Here is a 20,628-nt window from a genome sequence, read left to right on the forward strand (position 1 = left end):
CAATAACAAAGCGTGTAAGTATATAAAAATAACTTACACGCTTTTATTTGTTAGTTAACATATCGCTTTCGATAGTCACCTGGGGTCATCCCTACTTTTTTCTTAAAAAAGCGGATGAAGTTTTGAGAATTACGATACTGCAATTTTTCTGCTATTTCCTTAATAGTCATATTTGTTTCCTGTAGCCATGTTTTTGCCTTTTGCAATCTGAATCCCATTAAATAATCGACAAAGTTTTCCCCATATTCTTTTTTGAAGACACTGCTTAAATAATTGGGATTGTAGTGTAGCCGATCGGCAATGATGTCTAGAGAAATCTCTTTATCATATTCCGTCTGAATGATTTGGACAATTTTATCGGATAAGGATCGGAATTCCTTATCTGTCTTATCCTGTGTACTTATAATTATTGGAGAAATAAGGTGTTCAATTAGCATTTCTTTCATTCGGTGTGGATTATAAGCATTTATTGCCTCATAATAAAGGGGCTTAATGCTATCAAAAATTTTCGCCTCTGCTCCTAAAAGCTGCCCCAATTGAATGATTTCATTGATTAGTCGAATAAGGGTAACTTCTAAGCTTACTGGGTTTTTATTTAGACCAAAGATTTCATCAATTAGTGTATTTACCGTTACCTTTACCTCTTCCTCACTACCTGAGCGAATCTTATTCAACAGCTCATTTTGCAGCTCCACAGGATATTTGGGAATGGAAGCATCATTCAGCATCGGAGCAATATCATCATAGAAAATAATCGACTCTGGTCCAACATTGACGCGATAATGAAGTGCCTCTTTCGCTAAATCAACTGCCTTTTTACTATAAATTAATGTTTTATAAACAGGACTTATCCCTATGCTGATAGTGATATTCAAGTATTCCTTCGCTGCTAATTGAATTTCCTCATAGTACTTCATAATTCTTCGTCCAGAATCATGATCATTTTCATCCGTGATAAAGATTGTTGCTTGCATTTCGTCATTTAAAACAATGGGGATTAATCGTTCTTTATTAGGGACAATTTCCTCCACGATATTATTTAGCGCTAATAAGTATAAATCCTTCTCTACTATTTTCACATTATCTAGATTGTCCATTTGAATCAAACCTGTGTAAAAATGATTATTCTCCTGAAAGTAATAGCCAAACTGCTTTAAGCGGTGCTTAGCTTCATTAGCAGTAATTCTATTTCGAAATAAGCTCAAAACAAACAAAGTCTCAAGCTGTGGTTTCTGCATGGTGAGACTGGCCATTAATGTTTCGTTTTGTCCAATCATTCTATCTACCGAATCTACAACGAGGGATAGCTCATTTTCCTTCCCACTCATCTCATGGTGTATTGCTAATTTTTCCTGAAGCTTTCGGATAGGTCGAGAAAAGGAATTGGCGAGCATATAAGAAATAATGCCTACTAACAGTATTAGTAAGGTCGATACAATTAACAATCCAATTCTTGTATTATTAATCATGCTGGAGATTTCCTTCGGTTCAATTTGCACTAAATATATCCAGCGATTATAGTCTGATTGAGCATACACATACTTTTTCCCATCTGCTTCTACTATTTCGACTGCTTTCCCCTCTTTTGCGATTTTCTTATAGTTTTCAGAAGACAATCGCCTTTCTTCTTTCCTGCTTGAATATAATAATTCATTCTTACTATTATAGATTTCTACTAAATTATCCTTTTCATTATCAACGATTTCATCTATGCTGCTTCTTGGAATACTGGAGATTCCTAATGCAAACTTATCCCTCTGATAGATTGGCAAGGTCATAATCATCTCAATACCAGTATCAACCGGCCGCCAGAATAAACTTTGATTCGCTTCATTTATATATTCTTCCCTATAACGCTCGACTTCCAGCTCTTTCAACCCTTTTAAGGAACCATCTATAATTGCCCAATTTTGAGCAAGACTAATTATATTGTGTTTACTTCCTTCTATCCCCATCATTTCAATATAGCTTAATTCTTTTTTTATATCTCTATATGTATCAAAATCCTTGCCAGACAACGGCTTCTTAAAAATTGTCTCAAAATTAGAGGTGGAGCTATACGCTGTGTACCCATATTCAATGGTTCGTACCTTTTGCTCTAAATTGTTAAGAATTTGTTTTGTGTAGTTCTGTTTGTCTTTAAGAAATTCCTCTTCAACAGAGTGATAGGTAGAATTATAGATAAATACACTAAAGCCTACTACAATACCAATCCCTAATAAGAAAAAGGGAAAAAACAATTTGTAAAATAACCTTAATTTCCTCAAATTCTCACACTCCTTGACAGATCTATCCATTAGTATACGCTTGTTGAAAGCGTTATCAAATAATTGTTCTCTTTTCTCTTTCTTTATTCAGATGTAAAGAAAGGAGCAGAATCATTTTCACATACAGGAAAAATGATTATTTTCTATTTTTTGGATAGGAACATACCTATAATAGCATATTTACCTTATCTTTTGCGAGAGGATTTTTTCACGTGTGCATCATCTGTTCGATTGACAAATGTATGAATCAATTATAAAATGTGAACGTTAACATAATTATCAGGAGGACCTATGGTTACCATAAAAGATATTGCAAAACTTGCAGGTGTTTCTCACACCACGGTATCTAGAGCGCTAAATGATAGTCCCCTAATTAAGCCTGACACCAAGAAGAAAATCAAAAAAATAGCATTGGAGCTACATTATGTACCTAACTTTAATGCTAAAAGTCTCGTAAACCAGAAATCTTATACGATTGGCGTTTTTTTCTCTAGTATTAGCCATGGAACAAGCTCCAGTTTTCTTGTTGACGTGATTAAGAGCGTTAATTCCGTTTTGGACGAAAATTACAGCATAGCCGTAAATGGCATTGATACTCTTGTACATTTTGATAAAATTATTCCCCAACGTTTTGATGGGATTATCGTCCTAAGTCAAAGTGATACGGACAATGCATTTATCTACTATATTCAGCAAACTGGCATTCCAATGGTTGTGTTAAATCGACAGTTAGATGATCCTGCTATTCCCAACGTTTCAGCCAATGATCAGCAAGGTGCAGAGAAAGCAGTAAATGAGGCAATTAAGCTTGGTCATAAAAGACTAGGCTATATCAATGGGAAAAATTCATTTCGGTCTTCAGCAGAACGAAAACAAGGTTTTCTAAATAGTTTGCTTAAAGCCAATGTAGCGGTAAAACCTGACTATATGGTTGATGGGGACTATAGTATGGAAAGCGGATTTGCCAAAATGAATCAGCTATTAACACTTCCCACCCCACCAAGTATCGTATTTTGTGCAAACGATGATATGGCAATTGGGGCATTAAAGGCTTGCTTTTCGAAAAACAAAAGAGTACCTGATGATATTTCCATTATTGGATTTGACGATATCTCATTTGCTCAATATTCAACACCAGCCTTAACAACCATTCATAAGCCTATTGATGAAATAAGTAAAATTGGGATGCAAAAATTAATTGCTCTTATGAACGGTGAAGCCTTAGAGGAAACCCAAGTTTTAGTAGATACCTATTTAGTAAAAAGAGAATCTCTTAGTTATCCATCAAAACAGTCATAACTGTTTTGATTTTTCATAAAATGTTAACGTGTGCAAAAGGAGGAAATAAAGTGGAGAAGCTTTCAAAACAACTAAATTCAAATTTATCTTTTTTCCCTGAAAAAGTCATTCAATTTGGAACAGGAAATTTTTTAAGAGGCTTTCTAAATTGGCAATTGCAACAAATGAATAAGCAACACCTCTTTAATGGTAGTGCAGTCCTAGTAAAACCAACCCCTCATCCAGCAAAAGGTGCATGGGAAGAGCAAGACTATCTTTATACCGTCATTCTTGAAGGCTTTTATGAAGGAGAGACCGTTCATTCTAGTGAAATTATAACAACCGTAAATCGATTAATTAATCCATATGAACAATGGGAAGATTATTTACAATTAGTAGAACAGGAGGAATTAGCATTCATCATTTCCAATACTACCGAAGCAGGAATCCAATTAGATGAAAAAGACAGCGCAAGCGATGAGCCTCCCAATAGCTTTCCAGGTAAACTGACTGCTCTTTTATACAAACGTTTTCAATTGAAAAAACCAGGGTTTACAATCATTCCTTGTGAGTTAATTGACCGGAATGGCGAAAAACTGAAGGAGATGGTTTTACAGTATGCAGACCTTTGGAATTTGGAATCAGATTTTCATCATTGGATACAAACAGAAAATACTTTTTGCTGCAGCTTAGTTGATCGCATTGTTCCAGGATTCCCCCATGACAAGGCTGAAATGCTTAACAAAGAGCATGGTTATATGGATGAGCACATGGTCACAACGGAACCTTACTTACTATGGGTTATTGAAGGACCACAAGAATTAAAGGAGTCCTTTCCACTTGGAAAAGCAGGGTTAAATGTGATTATTACAGATGATATGACACCATATCGAGAAAGAAAGGTTCATTTATTAAACGGACCCCATACTGCAATGGTGCCCCTTGGATTACTTGCTGGTCTTGAAACCGTAGAAGATGTCATGAAGGATGAAGATTTCGCTGTCTTTATTGATCAATTAATGCATGAAGAGATTGTCCCATTACTCCCTCTGCCTGCAGATGATTTACAGCAATATGTGAAATCGATTATCGAACGATTCAAGAATTCTTTTATTCGCCATGAATTAACTTCTATTGCTTTAAATAGTATTTCTAAATACAAAGCAAGATTATTACCTCTTTTGATAGAATACCAACAAAAAAATAAACAATTGCCACCTTATATGACAGCTTCCCTTGCTGCTTTATTTCTAACTTACAGAGGAAGCCAATACAAACCGAAAGATAACCAAGATGTTCTCGATGCATTTTCAAAAGCGTGGGAAAACCCGGAAACGATTACCTCCACTATCTTAAGTAATGAGGCTCTTTGGGATACTGATTTAACAACTGCTGTTCCTGGTCTAGCAGAAGAAGTGGCTAGCTATATGAATAAACTTAGAAAATACGGAGTCCGAGCTGTTTTACAAGAAATCGCTCAAGAGCAGCAGCCTCCTTCTCTCTTAAAATTAAACGAGCGAGACAATGTGGCAGTGACGTTGCGACCAATTTCAGCTTTAGAATCATTAAAGTTTGCCGGTCTCTCTATTACCGTAAATCAAGATATACCACAAGGACACAAAATAGCCTTAACAGAAATTCCTGCACATACAAATGTCATCAAATATGGTTATCCAATTGGCCATACACTTGTGGACATCAATCCGGGAGATTGGCTCCATACGCATAATGTAAAAACTAATTTAGACCGTGAATTACACTATACGTACCAACAGGATATCCATCAAGTAAACTATCCCAAAAAAGAGCTTACTTTCCAAGGATATAGACGTCCTAATGGCAAAGTAGGAATCCGCAATGACTTATTCATCGTTCCTACTGTCGGGTGTGTAAATGGAACAGCGGAATATATGCTAAAAGAATTTGAGGCCTTACATCCAGACTTTGGTACATTTGATAATATTACTATTTTAAAGCATCCCTATGGCTGCTCCCAATTAGGAGAGGACCATGAAAACACACGCAGTATATTAATCGATGCAGTAAAGCACCCAAATGCTGGGGGCGTGTTGGTTTTTGGATTAGGCTGTGAAAATAACGTTGTCGCTGAATTTCGGGAGTTACTAGGAGACTATGATTCAACTAGAGTTAAATTCCTAGTTGCTCAAGAGGTAGGCAATGAAATCGATGCAGGATTGGAACTATTAGAAGAAATATACGAAGCTGCCAAAAATGATCATAGAGAAGCTATTCCAATTAGCGAATTAAATGTTGGCTTAAAATGCGGCGGGTCCGACGGTTTTTCTGGTATTACAGCTAACCCACTATTAGGCGCATTTTCCGACTTCTTAATCGCTCAAGGCGGCAGCACTATTTTAACGGAAGTACCAGAGATGTTCGGCGCAGAGCAAATGCTAATGGCAAGAGCCGAAAATGAAAAAGTCTTTGAGGATATTGTCCATTTAATTAACGATTTTAAACAATACTTTCGATCATACGGGGAGCCTGTCTATGAAAACCCATCTCCAGGAAATAAAGCTGGGGGCATCACAACTTTAGAAGATAAGTCACTAGGCTGTACCCAAAAAGCAGGCACCGCACCAGTTGTTGATGTACTGCAATACGGAGAGAAAATCTCCAAAAAAGGATTAAGCTTATTGCAAGCTCCAGGTAATGATTTAGTCGCTTCTTCTGCACTTGCTGCAGCAGACTGTCACTTAGTACTCTTTACTACTGGCAGAGGAACGCCATTTGGAAGCTTTGTGCCAACCGTAAAAGTAGCAACAAATTCTACTATTTACAATCACAAAAAGCATTGGATGGATTTTAATGCCGGCCCTTTGTTAGAAAAGACCATGGAGGAAGTACTGGAAGCCTTTATTGAAAAAGTTATTGCTGTGGCAAGCGGAGAAAAAACGCGTAATGAAGCAAACGGAGTTCGGGAGATTGCTATTTTTAAAACAGGGGTTACGTTGTAAATTGATAGATAGTTAGAGCTGTGCTTATGCTTAGGCTTTGAGAGGGGGCTCTGTTACCTTGCTTGCTTAGTTTTTGGGGCTTGAGGGGTGCTCTCTGTTACCTTGCTTGCTCCGTTTTTGGGCTTTCGGGCTTAGAGACGCTCTCTCTGTTACCTTGCTTGCTCTATTTTCGGACTTTCGGGCTCAGAGGCGCTCTCTCTGTTACCTTGCTTGCTCTATTTTCGGACTTTCGGGCTCAGAGGCGCTCTCTCTGTTACCTTGCTTGCTCTATTTTCGGGTTTGCGGGCTCAGAGGCGCTCTCTCTGTTACCTTGCTTGCTCTATTTTCGGGTTTGCGGGCTCAGAGGCGCTCTCTCTGTTACCTTTTCCGCTCGTTTCTCGGGTTTGCGGGCTCAGAGACTCTCTCTCTGTTACCTATTCCGCTCGTTTCTCGGGTTTGCGGGCTCAGAGGCGCTCTCTCTGTTACCTTTTCCGCTCGTTTCTCGGGTTTGCGGGCTCAGAGGCGCTCTCTCTGTTACCTTTTCCGCTCGTTTCTCGGGCTTGCGGGCTCAGAGACGCTCTCTCTGTTACCTTGCTTGCTCCGTTTTTGGGCTTTCGGGCATAGAGACGCTCTCTCTGTTACCTTGCTTGCTCCGTTTTGGGGCTTGCGGGCATAGAGACGCTCTCTCTGTTACCTTTTCCGCTCGTTTCTCGGGTTTGCGGGCTCAGAGACGCTCTCTCTGTTACCTTGCTTGCTCTATTTTCGGACTTTCGGGCTTAGAGGCGCTCTCTCTGTTACCTTTTCCGCTCGTTTCTCGGGTTTGCGGGCTCAGAGACGCTCTCTCTGTTACCTTGCTTGCTCCGTTTTTGGGCTTTCGGGCATAGAGACTCTCTCTCTGTTACCTTTTCCGCTCGTTTCCCGGGTTTGCGGGCTCAGAGACGCTCTCTCTGTTACCTTGCTTGCTCCGTTTTTGGGCTTTCGGGCATAGAGACGCTCTCTCTGTTACCTTGCTTGCTCTTTTCTCGGGCTTGCGGGCTCAGAGACGCTCTCTCTGTTACCTTTTCCCATTAAAATTCAGCATAAACAAACGGTGACAAACTTAATTACATCCAGTTTATTAATCTATTTCTTCAACAATACAATAAAAAATAACGAAAGAGGGATTCGAATGTTTCTTCATGATAACTTCCTATTAAAAACAGAAATCTCGCAAAAACTTTTCCATGATTTTGCAAAGAATATGCCAATTATCGACTATCATTGCCACTTAGACCCTAAGGAAATTTATGAAAACAAAAACTTTAATAACCTTACAGATGCTTGGCTTGCTGGGGATCATTATAAGTGGCGATTGATGCGCGCAAACGGAATTCCAGAATCTCATATTACAGGTGATGCTTCTGATTATGACAAATTTTTAGCATGGGCACGCACTGTTCCAAAAACGATTGGCAATCCTTTATATACTTGGACTCACTTAGAATTAAAGCGTTTCTTAGGAATTGATTTATTGCTGAACGAAGAAAATGCACCTATTATTTGGGAATTAGCTAATGAAAAATTAGCTTCCAATGAGTTTAAAAGACGGAATATTATCATTAACTCCAATGTAAAAGTTGTCTGTACGACAGATGATCCAACCGATACACTTTATTATCATCAACAGTTACAAAAGGAGGAACAACACTTTCAAGTACTCCCTTCCTTCCGTCCTGATAAAGCTTTAAATATTGACCAAAGTGGCTTTATCGAGTGGATTGAGAAGCTAGGCACACAATCACAAACACCAATAAATTCCTATCAAACATTAATAGAAGCGCTTAAAGGTCGTGTTTCCTTTTTTCATCAAATGGGTGGAAGATTATCGGATCATGCGCTAGATATATTGACATATGACGAGGCAGACGAGGAAACCCTTGAAGCTATTTTTCAAAAGAGAATCAAGAATGAAACTTTAACACCATACGAAATTAGCGCCTATCGTACAGAAACACTTACTCGTTTAATTGGATTTTATTATACCCAAGGCTGGACGATGCAGCTCCATATCCATGCATATCGCAATACCAATTCAGCGATGTTGGAACAATTAGGGCCTGATACTGGATATGATGGTGTCAACGATCTTTCTCTTACAATTCCTTTACAGCGCTTATTAAATCGTGCGGAGAAAGAAGGAAAATTGCCTAAAACGATTCTTTATTCCCTTAACCCGAATGATTTCTTTATCTTAGCTACTTTAATGGGCTCCTTTCAAAAAAATACGCCTGGTAAGCTCCAGTTAGGATCTGGATGGTGGTATAACGACACACGAGCAGGAATGCGTCATCAATTAACCGTTCTTAGTGATGTTGGGCTCTTGTCAACCTTTGTAGGAATGCTAACAGATTCTCGCAGCTTCCTTTCCTACACAAGACATGAATACTTCCGTCGTGTACTTTGTGAGTTTATTGGAGAAATCGTGGAACGAGGCGAAGCACCAGAAGACGAAGCATTACTTGGAAATTTAGTTGAAGCGATCAGCTACCAAAATGCCCAACAATACTTTGGATTTGAGCGTTCATATGCTAAAAATCATACACGATAAATTTAGCAAGGACACTATAACATCTAATCAGCAAATGACTTTAAGTCTTTCCCTTTTAGATGATCATGAAAGACCCTTCATTCTGGTTTTTCCAGGTGGAGGGTACCGCCATTTGGCAGAAAAGGAAGGGCTGCCTGTCGTAAAATGGCTTCATTCCATCGGTTATCACGCTGGAATTCTCTATTATCCTATCGGCACAATTGATCATTTAAACATGATAAAAGAACTAGAGGAAGTATTTATTCAACTACGTCAGCAGGCAAAAAAGTGGCACATACTAGAAGATAAGATTGTAGCGTTAGGATTTTCTGCGGGAGGACATTTAGCTAGCTTAGCCGGTACAAAAATTACCAATCGGGCAAACGCTTTGCTCTTATGCTACCCTGTTATCACGTTCACAGAACCGTTCGGTCACTCTGGCAGTCGTGAGCATTTTTTAGGAAGCAAACAGCCTTCTAAGCACTTAGTAGAAAGTTATTCCATTGAACATCTCATCGACGAACATACACCACCAACCTTTTTTTGGCACACTACTGACGATCAGTCTGTACCGATTCAAAATACAATACTCTTAGCTAACAGCCTCGCTCGGCACAATATTCCATTTGAATATCATGTATTTCCTTCTGGAAAACATGGATTGGGAATGGCAAAGGAGTTTCCGTATGTTGAGCGATGGTTGAGCTTTGCTGAAATATGGCTAAAAAGCATATTTAACGAATAGTGACGTACCAAATAGAATATTGGAGGAAAAGCATGCCTGACAAAACAACTATTTTTCTAGCAGGAGATTCCACAGCAGCAGAAAAACAGACTAATACACGTCCAGAAACAGGCTGGGGAGAAAAGCTTCAATCCTACTTCACAGAAGATATAGTCATTGAAAATAGGGCCGTCAATGGCAGGAGTACAAAGTCCTTTATACAGGAGGGGCTGCTTACTGCTATCGAGGAAGCAATTCGACCTGGTGATTATTTATTTATCCAATTTGGCCACAATGACCAAAAACCTGACCCAGCTCGCGGAACAGTTCCTTACGGAGATTATCAATCAAATTTACATACCTTTGTAAATGCTGCCTATCAGCATGGCGCTACACCTGTCTTACTGACGTCCGTTTCTCGCCGGCATTTTATTAACAATTCGCTTGATTCTTCTTCTCTTGGTGAATATCCTCGAGCAATGAAGGACTTTGCAAGACAACATAATATTACCCTTCTTGATATTCATAAAAAATCCATAGAACTATTCCAAGCATTAGGTCCAGTGTTATCTAAAAAGTATTTTCTCCATTTGGAATCCAATGAATCAAGTAATTATCCAAATGGCATAAAAGATGATACCCATTTTAACGATCAAGGGGCTGCAGCAATAGCTCACCTAATTGTTAAAGAGATTAAGAAAGGCAATTTATCCTTAAAGCGCTTTCTAATATAAAAATAAAGGAGATAACCATAATGAATACACTAAATCTTGGTATTCGCGCCCATGATTTAGGGCAGCTAGAGTTGCAGGAACTATGTGAGCAATTAAAAAGCTATCAGTTTACCAATATTCAATTTGCTATAAAAAAATCCTTTCCAGAGCATGTCCCTTCCTTTCAAAGCTTATCTCCAGGAATCGCGAGCTTTTTTGGCGATTATTTCGCTAGGAACGGAATCAAAATTAGTACACTAGGCTGCTATGTTAACATTTCAAGCAAGCATACTTCTGTTCGCAAGGAAGCTTTAGAAGACTTTAAAACCCATATACAGCTCGCTCGCGATTTTCGGGCTAGCCTCGTTGGAACAGAAACCGGCAGTGTTGGCAACGGCTATACTCCTGAAAATTTTACAGAAGAAGCCTATCAAATTGCGAGAAGATCTGTAATCGAGATGGTAGAATTCGCTGAGCATTTTGGCGTTACAGTAGGAATCGAAGCAGGACTTAATCATCCTCTCTATTCTGCTAAATTAGCAAGACGTCTTGTAGAGGAAGTTCAATCCCCTCATTTAAAAATAATTCTGGATGTGGCAAACTTGATCAATCTTGAAAATGTATCAAACCGGGATGGGGTTCTATCGGAAGCAATCGATTTATTGCATGACCATATCGCGATGATTCACTTAAAGGATTTTACTGTTAATAATGGGAAAATTGAAATCGTTCCTGTTGGAAAAGGGATGCTGAATTTCGAACCTATTCTATCTTATCTAAAGCATGATAGACCCTTTCTGCATGCTACTCTAGAAGAAACACAAGGAGAATCGATTAAACCAGCAATTGATTATATTCAAGAAATATATCATCGTCTATAAGGCATTGGTTTAAGGAGTGGGATTTCGTTGGATACATTAGAGAAAATTGTTCAGCAAAGCTATGACACCCATCAAAAAAAATCTTTTAAAGTATTGATTCATCTATACAAAGGACATTATGTTAAATTATTGCTCTCCGCTGTTTTTTATACGATCAAGCATATCCCGGCATGGGTAATGCCAATCGCCATTGCTAATGTAATCAATGCCGCTACCCTTAAAGATGGGGGCGGCATTCGTACCATTTATATAAATGCGATAGTCATGCTAATTCTCGTTTTACAAAATATTCTTACTAACTATTATCATACGAAATATAATAGCTTAGCTATCAGAAGTGTGGAATCTGGACTTCGTGCTTCTCTTATCAAAAAACTACAGGAACTGTCCATTCCATTTCAAAAAGAAATGCAGTCTGGTCGTCTTCAATCCAAAATAATGCGCGATGTGGAGGCTGTTCAAACTCTGTCCTCCCAAGTTTTTGTTTCAAGCCTAAATATCCTTGTAAACCTAATTGTTGCATTAGGCATTACCTTATATAACAGTCCGACTGTATTTTTATTTTTTCTATTAACTGTTCCGATTTCAGCTATCATTATTGTTGCATTTCGTAAAAAAATTAAACATTCCAACTCAGAGTTCCGGCGAGAAATGGAAGAAACGTCTGCGCGCGTGATTGAGATGATTGAGTTAGTTCCCATTGCTAGAGCACATGCATTGGAAAAGCAGGAAGTCACGCGTTTGAATAATCGCTTCCAGCAGATTCTGTCAAAGGGCTTTCATTTAGATATGATTCAATCTTTATTCGGTTCAGTAAGTTGGGCTAGCTTTCAAATCTTCCAAATTATTTGTTTAGTATTCACCGGTATTCTAGCTTTAAGAGGAACGATTACCCCTGGGGAAGTGGTCATGTATCAAACATACTTTACAACCGTAGTTAACTCTGTTTCCAGTATGATTACTTTGATTCCAACTATTGCAAAAGGAATGGAATCTGTTGAATCGATTGGGGAGATTTTGACAGCTGGAGAAGTAGAGAAACATGATAATAAAATAAGGATCAAGGATGTAAAAGGTCATTTTTCTATCCAAAATGTTAACTACCGATACACCGATGAGAAGCAAGACATTCTCCATAACTTAAATGTAGAAATAAACTTAGGTGAAACGGTTGCATTTGTGGGGGAATCTGGATCTGGAAAATCGACCATTCTTCATTTATTAATTGGCTATATCCAACCTACAAAAGGAAAAATTTTATTAGATGGAAATGATATGAATTCTCTAGATTTACGCTCCTACCGAAATCATTTAGCAGTCGTGCCTCAATCGACCATTCTTTTCTCCGGAACGATAAGAGAGAATATTACCTATGGGATGCCGAGTGTTTCTGAAGAGAGATTAAAGGAAGTTTTAAAAGCCGCAAATCTTTGGGAAGTCATAAAAAAAATGCCCGATGGCTTAAATACAAAGATTGGTGAGCATGGAGATAAGCTATCAGGAGGACAAAGACAGAGAGTCTCTATTGCTCGTGCCCTAATTCGCAATCCTAAAGTAATTATTTTAGATGAAGCAACATCAGCTTTAGATAGTCATTCAGAGGCAAAGATTCAAGAAGCATTAGCTATTTTATGCAAAAATAGAACAACACTTATTGTCGCTCATCGATTATCTACTATTAAAAATGCCGATAAAATCGCCGTAATTGAAAAAGGCCACTGTATGGAATTTGGTACCTATAATGAGTTAATGCTAAAAAAGGGGAAATTTTTTCAATTAAAACAATTGCAGAGTTAGAGATAAGGATACCCTTTTTAAAGGAGTATCCTCCTTTTTTTCCACAAATAGAATAATAATTTTCTATGAAAAAAATACCCTTTCTTCTAAAATGTTTTTAAAATTTTTTATCAGGGTAATGTATTAATACCTCTATTCCTTGCTCAATCAATTATTATACATAATTTGAAATATTCTGATAATGGTGTATAATTGAAGATGTTCTGTTCTATTTATTATCTGAGAAAAACAATGCCAGCAGTCTTATCACCTATAAGGGATAGAACAAATAAAACAAAAGGAGATGAAAATCGATTTACATTTCAAACACAAATATAATAATAAACTCGAGAAAAATCATTATTATAAGAGGAGGAGAAAGTAAATACAATGAGTGATCAATTAAACCCTGACAGTAGGAACAATAAAACAAATCAAAAAAACAATTTAAGAATCATTGCAATTATCTCCACATTTGGCGGTCTTCTTTTTGGCTTTGATACTGGTGTAATTAATGGAGCCTTACCATATATGGCTCGTCCAGATCAGCTTAACCTCAATGCAGTCACGGAGGGTCTTGTTGCTAGTTCCCTATTATTTGGAGCTGCATTCGGAGCCATGTTTAGCGGAAAACTCGCCGACAGCTATGGACGAAGGAAAGTTATTCTTTATCTTGCCGTTATCTTTCTTATTACAACACTCGGCTGTACTTTTGCACCAAACGTCCCCATAATGGTTACTTTCCGCTTCTTACTCGGTATCGCTGTTGGAGGAGCATCTGTAGCTGTTCCTACCTTCCTGGCAGAAATGTCCCCTGCCGAACGCCGTGGTCAAATGGTAACGCAAAATGAACTAATGATCGTTACAGGTCAATTACTGGCCTATATAACAAATGCTATAATCGGAAATACAATGGATGGTTCCGGACACGCTTGGAGATACATGCTCGTCATTGCAACAATACCTGCCATTGTCCTATGGATAGGCATGCTCGCAGTACCCGAGAGTCCTAGATGGTACGCATCGCAAGGCAAATATAAAGATGCTTTTCGTGTATTATTGCATATTCGAAAAGAAAAACGTGCAAAAACAGAATTACAGCAAATCAAGAAAGCGATTGAAACAGAAGAACAAGTCAAACAAGTTGGCTTTAAAGATTTAGCCGAACCTTGGATAAGAAGAATTGTTTTTCTAGGAATTGGGATCGCTATTGTTCAACAAATCACAGGTGTAAATTCGATTATGTACTACGGTACACAAATATTGCAAAATACAGGATTCTCTACCGAGGTTGCATTAATAGCAAATATCGCAAATGGAGTAATTTCTGTTTTAGCTACCTTCGTAGGAATATGGCTACTTGGACGTGTCGGAAGAAGACCAATGCTAATTACAGGATTAATTGGTACAACAACCACTTTACTCTTGATCGGAATTTTTTCGTTCACTTTAAGTGGAACAGCTATTCTTCCATACGCTGTACTAAGTATGACCGTTACCTTCCTTGCCTTCCAACAAGGAGCCATATCGCCAGTTACTTGGCTTATGTTAGCGGAGATATTCCCTTTAAAGCTTCGCGGATTAGGAATGGGAGTTTCCGTATTTTGTCTGTGGACAACAAACTTTCTCATTGGTTTGGTTTTCCCGATACTTCTCGATAAATTTGGCTTATCCAATTCATTCTTTCTGTTCGCTATACTAGGTATATTTGCGATAACGTTTGTTAGCAAATTCTTGCCTGAGACAAAAGGAAAAACATTGGAACAGCTAGAACAATATTTCCGAAACTTTGACAAAAAGTCTCGAGATGTCCGGAAAGCTAAAATAGGAGAAAACCAATTCCCTTCTTAATGTTTATTAAGCATAAAAGATTTGTTCGAAAAAGGAGCATTTTTATTAAGGAGTTCCCTCATAAAAAGGAGGGAACTTTATTATTTTTACATTTTGCACTTTTTTCAGAAGATATTTTTTCATTTTTTAAAAATAATCATCTAAATTATTGCAATTTATATAGAGGATTTAAAAAGCACAATCACTTTTTCTATTTTTCGCTTTTACGCGTTGAAGCATTAAAAATAATCATTGACGCTTATCCAAATTTTACATATAATAAACTCCAAATTCAAGGTGAATGGGGAGTTCAAATGTGAAAGAGTTTTTCAGTAAATTATTAAATGGTATGAGTATCGGAATTGTCGTTTCTTTAATCCCTAATGCACTGCTTGGCGAAATATTAAAGCTCTTTATTCCTTTCTTTCCTCCACTTCAACACGTATTAGATATTACTGCATTTATTATGAGCTTATTGCCTGTGTTGATTGGTGTAATGGTTGGAATATCTTTTAAACTCTCCTCTATTCAAACAGCTAGTATCGGAATTGCTGCAATGGTTGGTAGTGGAGTGGTTCAAAAAACTGCAGAAGGATTATTTACTTTAAATGGTATCGGAGTGGTTGTAAACACTGGTATTACAGCTGCACTTGCCGTATTATTTGTTCAATTTGTCGGCGACCGATTAAAAGCATATTCTATTCTTCTTTTACCGACCTTAAGTATTTTAATACCAGGAATGGCAGGATATTTATTATTGCCATTTATGAAATCTACTACTGGATTAATTGGCGTTGCTATCGCCACTATTACGAACTTACAGCCAGTCCTTATGGGCATGATCATTGCAGTAGCATTCTGCTTAATTATTCTTTCTCCTGTCTCTACAGTAGGTGTGGCAACTGTTATATCTCTTTCTGGCGTTGGATCAGGGGCAGCAAATCTCGGTATTGTGGCTGCAGGGATTGGATTAGCTATAGCAAGCTATAAGGCTAACTCTTTAGGAACTGCCTTAGCACATGTGCTTGGATCTCCTAAAATTCAAATGGGGAATTTCTTTATGAAACCGAAGATTGTTATTCCGATGATTATTACCGCTGCTGTGTTAGGTGGATTAGCTGGATTCTTAAATATTCAGGGAACACCGTATAGTGCAGGCTTTGGATTATCAGGTTTAGTAGGTCCGATGAACTTTATGCGCTTAGCAGATGGTGGATGGAGCAGTAAAAATATCGCCATTATGATTTCTACCTTTTTAATTATACCGTTCCTTTTAAACGTGTTCTTCCTTTATTTATTTTCGAAAAAATTGAAAATAATAAAATCAGAAGATTATAAATTGAATTTCGATTGAGTTATGGAAGAAAAATCTTTTTCCTCCTTTTCTAGTGGGCTTTCTCAAGACATATTTACAGCAAAAAGAGGATACCAATTTTCTAACATTGGTATCCTCTTCCCTATTTTCCTATTGCAATAATTCCTTCTTCTTCATCAAGCACTAATTTCAATCCAATATACGGATCTAAATTTAAATACTCGTCTAACCATAAACGCAGTGCTTCAATTATATTTTGTGTGATTAGCACTTGTTTTCGATCATGGACGTAGACTTCAGCAGAAAAACCATAATCATCATCATACATTAACTCTACTTCTACTTCCTCTGGTCTGACTTGTTTCTTACGCGCCACATAGACACATATTGCATTAATAATATCCTGTTCTAGGATAATTAATTTCTCCAATTATTTGCTTCCTCTCTTTTTTTGTTTCGATAGAAAGTGAATAAACGCTTGATTAAATTAAATACCACTACAATGGCAATGATATTAATTAAAAGCCCTAATATAGATCCAAATGCTCCCATATTGGCAAAAAAACTACCAAACAGTAAACCTGCAAGCCCACCGACCATTAGCCCTCTCATTAGCCCTCCGCCTGAGAAGAAGCCACCAGATTTTTTTGCGGTAGTGGATTGATTAGATTTTGTCGTGTCATTTGTATTATTTTTCTTTTGGAAAAAAGAATTTGTGTTTGTATTACTATTATTGTTATTAAAGCTTCTTTTTCCAGATTTATAGGACTTGGCCTCTACCGTTGTAACTGTATCTTGAAATAAAATACTTACCGGGGATAAAACCAAACCTAATGTGAGAATTGCTGATAAAATTTTCTTCATTTTCTATTCCTCCTGATTATTGTTCATCCACTTTGGATTATACTTAGGCTCCTATGTTCTTCTAGCTCCCTATAGTATTTGCTAGAAAAAATAAAAAGCCCTACCATTAATTTGGTAAAGGCTTGAAAAATCGATCTATTTATCCCTTTACCAAAGAACGGCAAAGGTCTCGCAAACAACATTTAGTTGCCAGTTAAGCCGGCGATTTAATCGCGTATTGACGACGTAACTGTAAGCTACTCCCCTTTGGAGTATGCAATTATTAAGTATAGGTACATTCTAATATAAATAGGATTACTAGTCAACTTATATGATGAAAGCCTCTTCAACAGAATACAAATGAATAGGCTGTCTTTATTCTTTTTAAATATTTTGAAATATTTCCCATCTATATCCAATGTTTGCAATAGGTGAATAAGATTAACTTTTTTTCATAACCTATATGCATATTCCAAAATTAGTAAGTAGGTATACAAATGAATGAAACAATAACCTTTCCAAAAGCAAAATACAGTACAGCCGGTATTACCTATATTATGTATCACAGACCCTGTGTTGTCGCTTGGTGGTCAGCTGTATTTCCTGGGTTTGGACATTATCTGATTAATCAATATACACGAGGAACATTACTGACACTTTTAGAAGTAACTATTAATACTGGTGCACATATTAATGAAGCAATGGTTTATTCCTTTTGTGGAGAAGTGGAACTAGCAAAATCAGTAATCAATCTAGATTGGATGATCGGCTATATTATCATTTATCTAATAACAATAGGGGATAGTTATCGAGCGGCAAACCAATTTAATAAGTTGGTGGATTTATCTACTCCCAATTTATCTAATGCAAAAATATTCCCATCAGAAATACAATACTTACAGATTAGAAATCCTTTGATTAGCGCTTTATACTCTCTTCTATTTCCTGGATTAGGGCAGCTATATAATCATAGACTATTTCTAGGCTTTTACGCTATTTTTTGGTGGTGGACGTATATTTTACTTTCACATGCACATAAAGCGATAACATTAATTATGCTTGGTGAGTTTGATTCTTCCAATACAATGTTAGCTCCACATTGGTTATTATTTATGCCTTCCGTTCTTGGTGGGTCCGTTTACCATGCGTATATAACTTGCGTTCACCATAATATTCTTGTTCAAGAATCACAAGAAGAACGCTTAACTAATCGATATGCTGGTTCCAAATTTAGTTTAAGAGGTATAAAAGGATGATTATAGTTGGAACTTTTCAGCCATCCATTGAAATCGAACATGCACTTGCCGAAATTGAACAATATGGAATTCTTCCAGAAGAGATGATGGTTCTTTATATGAATGAATTCCCGCCTATCAGTAATAAAAAAAAATTCCCAATCGATATCCATGTTTCTTCCTTTGAAATTGGAATTGCATTTGCTACAGGGTTAGCAGTCATAGGCGCAAGCATTGGCTTTAAATTAATTTTAGGACCCATTTTTAGCGGCCTCCTTGCTGCCATTATCGGTTTTGCCTTCGGATATAGTATCTATTATTTTTTCCATCGAAAGAAAGAGAACACGAAGCATAAAAGCCTACCAGAAATTATTTTAATCATCCAAAGTCCAAAAGAAATTGCTCCATCCATTAAACAAATACTATGGAAGCATAAAGCAAAGAGTGTTGGCATGAGAAAAAGAATGTAACTAGCCGAATACTTTCAAAAGCCAAAAATCTTATGGAGAATAGGTTTTAGGCTTCTGTTAGTATTCGGTTTTTTCTACCATACACCACTTTTAAACGAATTGACTAAATATTTTTAGAAAATTTAGATATATTATACATACAATAAACAAATGAACATGTTAATATATTGGCAAGACACAATAATGTAAGGAAAGTTCACATTGATTTTTTATTTGCAAGGGGGAGGAAGTCACCAATATGAGTTTAGAAGCCTTAAATAACCGGATACAAGCAGATCTAGCTTATCTTAATTACGGAGGGCCAAATTGGGTTCGTACAAAATCTCATTCAGAGGGTCATGTTTTCGATGTTGTCATCGTTGGTGGAGGGCAATCTGGATTAGGTATTGCATTCGGACTCTTACGAGAAAGAGTTTCGAACATTCTTGTAATCGATGAAAACAAAGAAGGCCTTGAAGGACCGTGGGAAACCTATGCCCGTATGGTCACTTTACGCACTCCTAAACACTTAACCTCCATTGATCTTGGAATCCCGTCCCTTACCTTTCGTTCTTGGTGGGAAGCGCAGTTTGGTGTAGAAGGATGGGAAAAAGTCGATAAAATTCCACGTAGTGATTGGATGAATTATCTAAGATGGTATCGACAAACCCTTCAATTACCTGTTCAAAATGAAGTAAAGCTGACTTTAATTGAACCATTAGATAAAGGATTACATCGTCTTCATATTCAAAAAAACGGAAAAAATCCTTCTTCCTTACTTGCTCGAAAGGTAATTCTAGCAACCGGCATCCAAGGAGGAGGAGAATGGCATGTTCCACCAATGATTTCCAATAATCTCTCCTCTTATTTATATGCTCATACCTCCGCACCAATTAATTTTGATTCCTTACAAGGGAAAAAGGTTGCTATATTAGGTGGTGGTGCATCAGCTTTCGATAATGCTAATTTTGCTTTATCACAAGGGGTATCTGAAGCACATGTATTTGTCCGACGCAAAAAAATGCAGCGCATTAATCCAATTAGGCAAATGGAAGTGTCTGGCATGATTGAACATTTCCCTGCTTTATCAGATGAAGATAAATACGCAGGCATTGCCCACTTTTTTCAGCATAATCAACCACCTACGAACGATACTTTTAACCGAGCATCTTCCTGGTCAGGATTTCATCTTCATCTTGGCTCACCATGGGTGAAAGTAGCAGAAAAAGGAGATAAAGCAGAAATAACTACTCCAAAAGGGACCTATCTATTTGACTTCTTATTTATTAGCACAGGCTTAATAACGGATTCTAAACTCCGTCCAGAATTACGGTTAGTTGAAAAATATATTACCCGTTGGAAAGACCGATACGATGCTCCTGAAGAAATAGCATCACCAACACTCGATGCACACCCTTATTTAAGCCTTGGTTTTTCTTTTATTAGCCGAGACGAAGAAGGCGAAGCATCGCTCCATGGCATATACTCTTTTAATTACGCTGCTTTAATTAGCTGTGGATTATCGGCTTCTGCACTATCTGGCATGAGATATGGTATACCTCGCATTGTTTCAGCTGTAACGAATGAATTATTTTTGGATGATAAAGAGACTAACTTAAAAGATTTTTTCGAATACGATGTAGAAGAGTTCACTGGCGAATGGCCAGTGAATCAAGAAGATACGTCAGAGGTAGTTTAACAGAAAGGGCTAAGACTGGTATAAGAGTCTTAGTTTTTTTTTGCGTGTTTTAAATATAATAATAAGTTGGGTATAAATAACAATACTGATTATTA

At 37.4% G+C, this 20,628-nt stretch carries 15 protein-coding genes and 1 pseudogene; 13 read left to right on the forward strand and 3 right to left on the reverse strand.

Annotated elements, in window-relative coordinates:
* Window positions 1-50 precede the first annotated feature (50 nt).
* The gene (locus AB3U99_RS23330) at window positions 51-2,267 is read right to left on the reverse strand and encodes a helix-turn-helix domain-containing protein (protein ID WP_400244300.1); all 2,217 of its coding nucleotides are present in this window, start codon (window positions 2,265-2,267) and stop codon (window positions 51-53) included.
* A gap of 291 nt (window positions 2,268-2,558) precedes the next feature.
* Between AB3U99_RS23330 and AB3U99_RS23335 the strand changes: the two genes are divergently transcribed.
* From AB3U99_RS23335 to AB3U99_RS23380, 10 genes and pseudogenes are all read left to right on the forward strand, one after another.
* Window positions 2,559-3,566, forward strand: a complete 1,008-nt coding sequence (locus AB3U99_RS23335; protein WP_400244302.1) for a LacI family DNA-binding transcriptional regulator — start codon at window positions 2,559-2,561, stop codon at window positions 3,564-3,566.
* A gap of 20 nt (window positions 3,567-3,586) precedes the next feature.
* Window positions 3,587-5,008 (forward strand): annotated as a pseudogene (locus AB3U99_RS23340) (tagaturonate reductase); the annotation flags it as partial.
* A gap of 63 nt (window positions 5,009-5,071) precedes the next feature.
* Window positions 5,072-6,523, forward strand: a complete 1,452-nt coding sequence (locus AB3U99_RS23345; RefSeq protein ID WP_400248168.1) for a UxaA family hydrolase — start codon at window positions 5,072-5,074, stop codon at window positions 6,521-6,523.
* A 1,147-nt stretch (window positions 6,524-7,670) separates the two neighbouring features.
* Complete coding sequence (gene uxaC / locus AB3U99_RS23350) at window positions 7,671-9,089, forward strand: glucuronate isomerase (RefSeq protein WP_400244304.1); 1,419 nt, start codon at window positions 7,671-7,673, stop codon at window positions 9,087-9,089.
* Window positions 9,090-9,123: 34 nt separating this feature from the next.
* Window positions 9,124-9,813 carry an alpha/beta hydrolase gene (locus tag AB3U99_RS23355; RefSeq protein ID WP_400248169.1) on the forward strand — a complete coding sequence of 230 codons (690 nt, stop codon included), beginning with the start codon at window positions 9,124-9,126 and terminating at the stop codon, window positions 9,811-9,813.
* 32 nt (window positions 9,814-9,845) lie between these two features.
* On the forward strand, window positions 9,846-10,526 hold the full coding sequence (locus AB3U99_RS23360) for a rhamnogalacturonan acetylesterase (protein ID WP_400244306.1): 681 nt from the start codon (window positions 9,846-9,848) through the stop codon (window positions 10,524-10,526).
* Between the two features lie 20 nt (window positions 10,527-10,546).
* Window positions 10,547-11,386, forward strand: coding sequence for a sugar phosphate isomerase/epimerase family protein (locus AB3U99_RS23365; RefSeq protein ID WP_400244308.1), 840 nt, complete (start codon window positions 10,547-10,549; stop codon window positions 11,384-11,386).
* A gap of 27 nt (window positions 11,387-11,413) precedes the next feature.
* Window positions 11,414-13,183: an ABC transporter ATP-binding protein gene (locus tag AB3U99_RS23370; protein WP_400244310.1), complete on the forward strand. Its 1,770-nt coding sequence runs from the start codon at window positions 11,414-11,416 to the stop codon at window positions 13,181-13,183.
* Window positions 13,184-13,552: 369 nt separating this feature from the next.
* Window positions 13,553-15,013: a sugar porter family MFS transporter gene (locus AB3U99_RS23375; RefSeq protein WP_400244312.1), complete on the forward strand. Its 1,461-nt coding sequence runs from the start codon at window positions 13,553-13,555 to the stop codon at window positions 15,011-15,013.
* 295 nt (window positions 15,014-15,308) lie between these two features.
* On the forward strand, window positions 15,309-16,346 hold the full coding sequence (locus AB3U99_RS23380; RefSeq protein WP_400244313.1) for a PTS transporter subunit IIC: 1,038 nt from the start codon (window positions 15,309-15,311) through the stop codon (window positions 16,344-16,346).
* 103 nt (window positions 16,347-16,449) lie between these two features.
* Here the strand turns inward: AB3U99_RS23380 and AB3U99_RS23385 are convergent, their stop codons facing one another.
* Both AB3U99_RS23385 and AB3U99_RS23390 read right to left on the reverse strand, forming a co-directional pair.
* Entirely contained in the window at window positions 16,450-16,737 is a 288-nt protein-coding gene (locus AB3U99_RS23385; protein WP_400244315.1) for a YxcD family protein, read from the reverse strand.
* Window positions 16,725-17,171: a hypothetical protein gene (locus AB3U99_RS23390; RefSeq protein ID WP_400244317.1), complete on the reverse strand. Its 447-nt coding sequence runs from the start codon at window positions 17,169-17,171 to the stop codon at window positions 16,725-16,727. The genes AB3U99_RS23385 and AB3U99_RS23390 overlap by 13 nt, the downstream gene beginning before the upstream one ends.
* Window positions 17,172-17,647: 476 nt before the next feature.
* On the opposite strand from AB3U99_RS23390, the gene AB3U99_RS23395 reads away from it, so the two are divergent.
* The 3 genes from AB3U99_RS23395 (at window position 17,648) to AB3U99_RS23405 (ending at window position 20,533) form a co-directional block, all read left to right on the forward strand.
* Window positions 17,648-18,406: a hypothetical protein gene (locus tag AB3U99_RS23395; protein WP_400244319.1), complete on the forward strand. Its 759-nt coding sequence runs from the start codon at window positions 17,648-17,650 to the stop codon at window positions 18,404-18,406.
* Entirely contained in the window at window positions 18,403-18,855 is a 453-nt protein-coding gene (locus AB3U99_RS23400) for a hypothetical protein (protein ID WP_400244321.1), read from the forward strand. The genes AB3U99_RS23395 and AB3U99_RS23400 overlap by 4 nt, the downstream gene beginning before the upstream one ends.
* A 238-nt stretch (window positions 18,856-19,093) precedes the next feature.
* Window positions 19,094-20,533 (forward strand): NAD(P)-binding domain-containing protein, encoded by a 1,440-nt coding sequence (locus AB3U99_RS23405; protein ID WP_400244322.1) that lies wholly within the window; start codon window positions 19,094-19,096, stop codon window positions 20,531-20,533.
* Window positions 20,534-20,628: the final 95 nt, after the last annotated feature.

The sequence above is a fragment of the Niallia tiangongensis genome (assembly GCF_044704065.1).
In the GTDB taxonomy this organism is placed as follows: domain Bacteria; phylum Bacillota; class Bacilli; order Bacillales; family Cytobacillaceae; genus Niallia; species Niallia tiangongensis.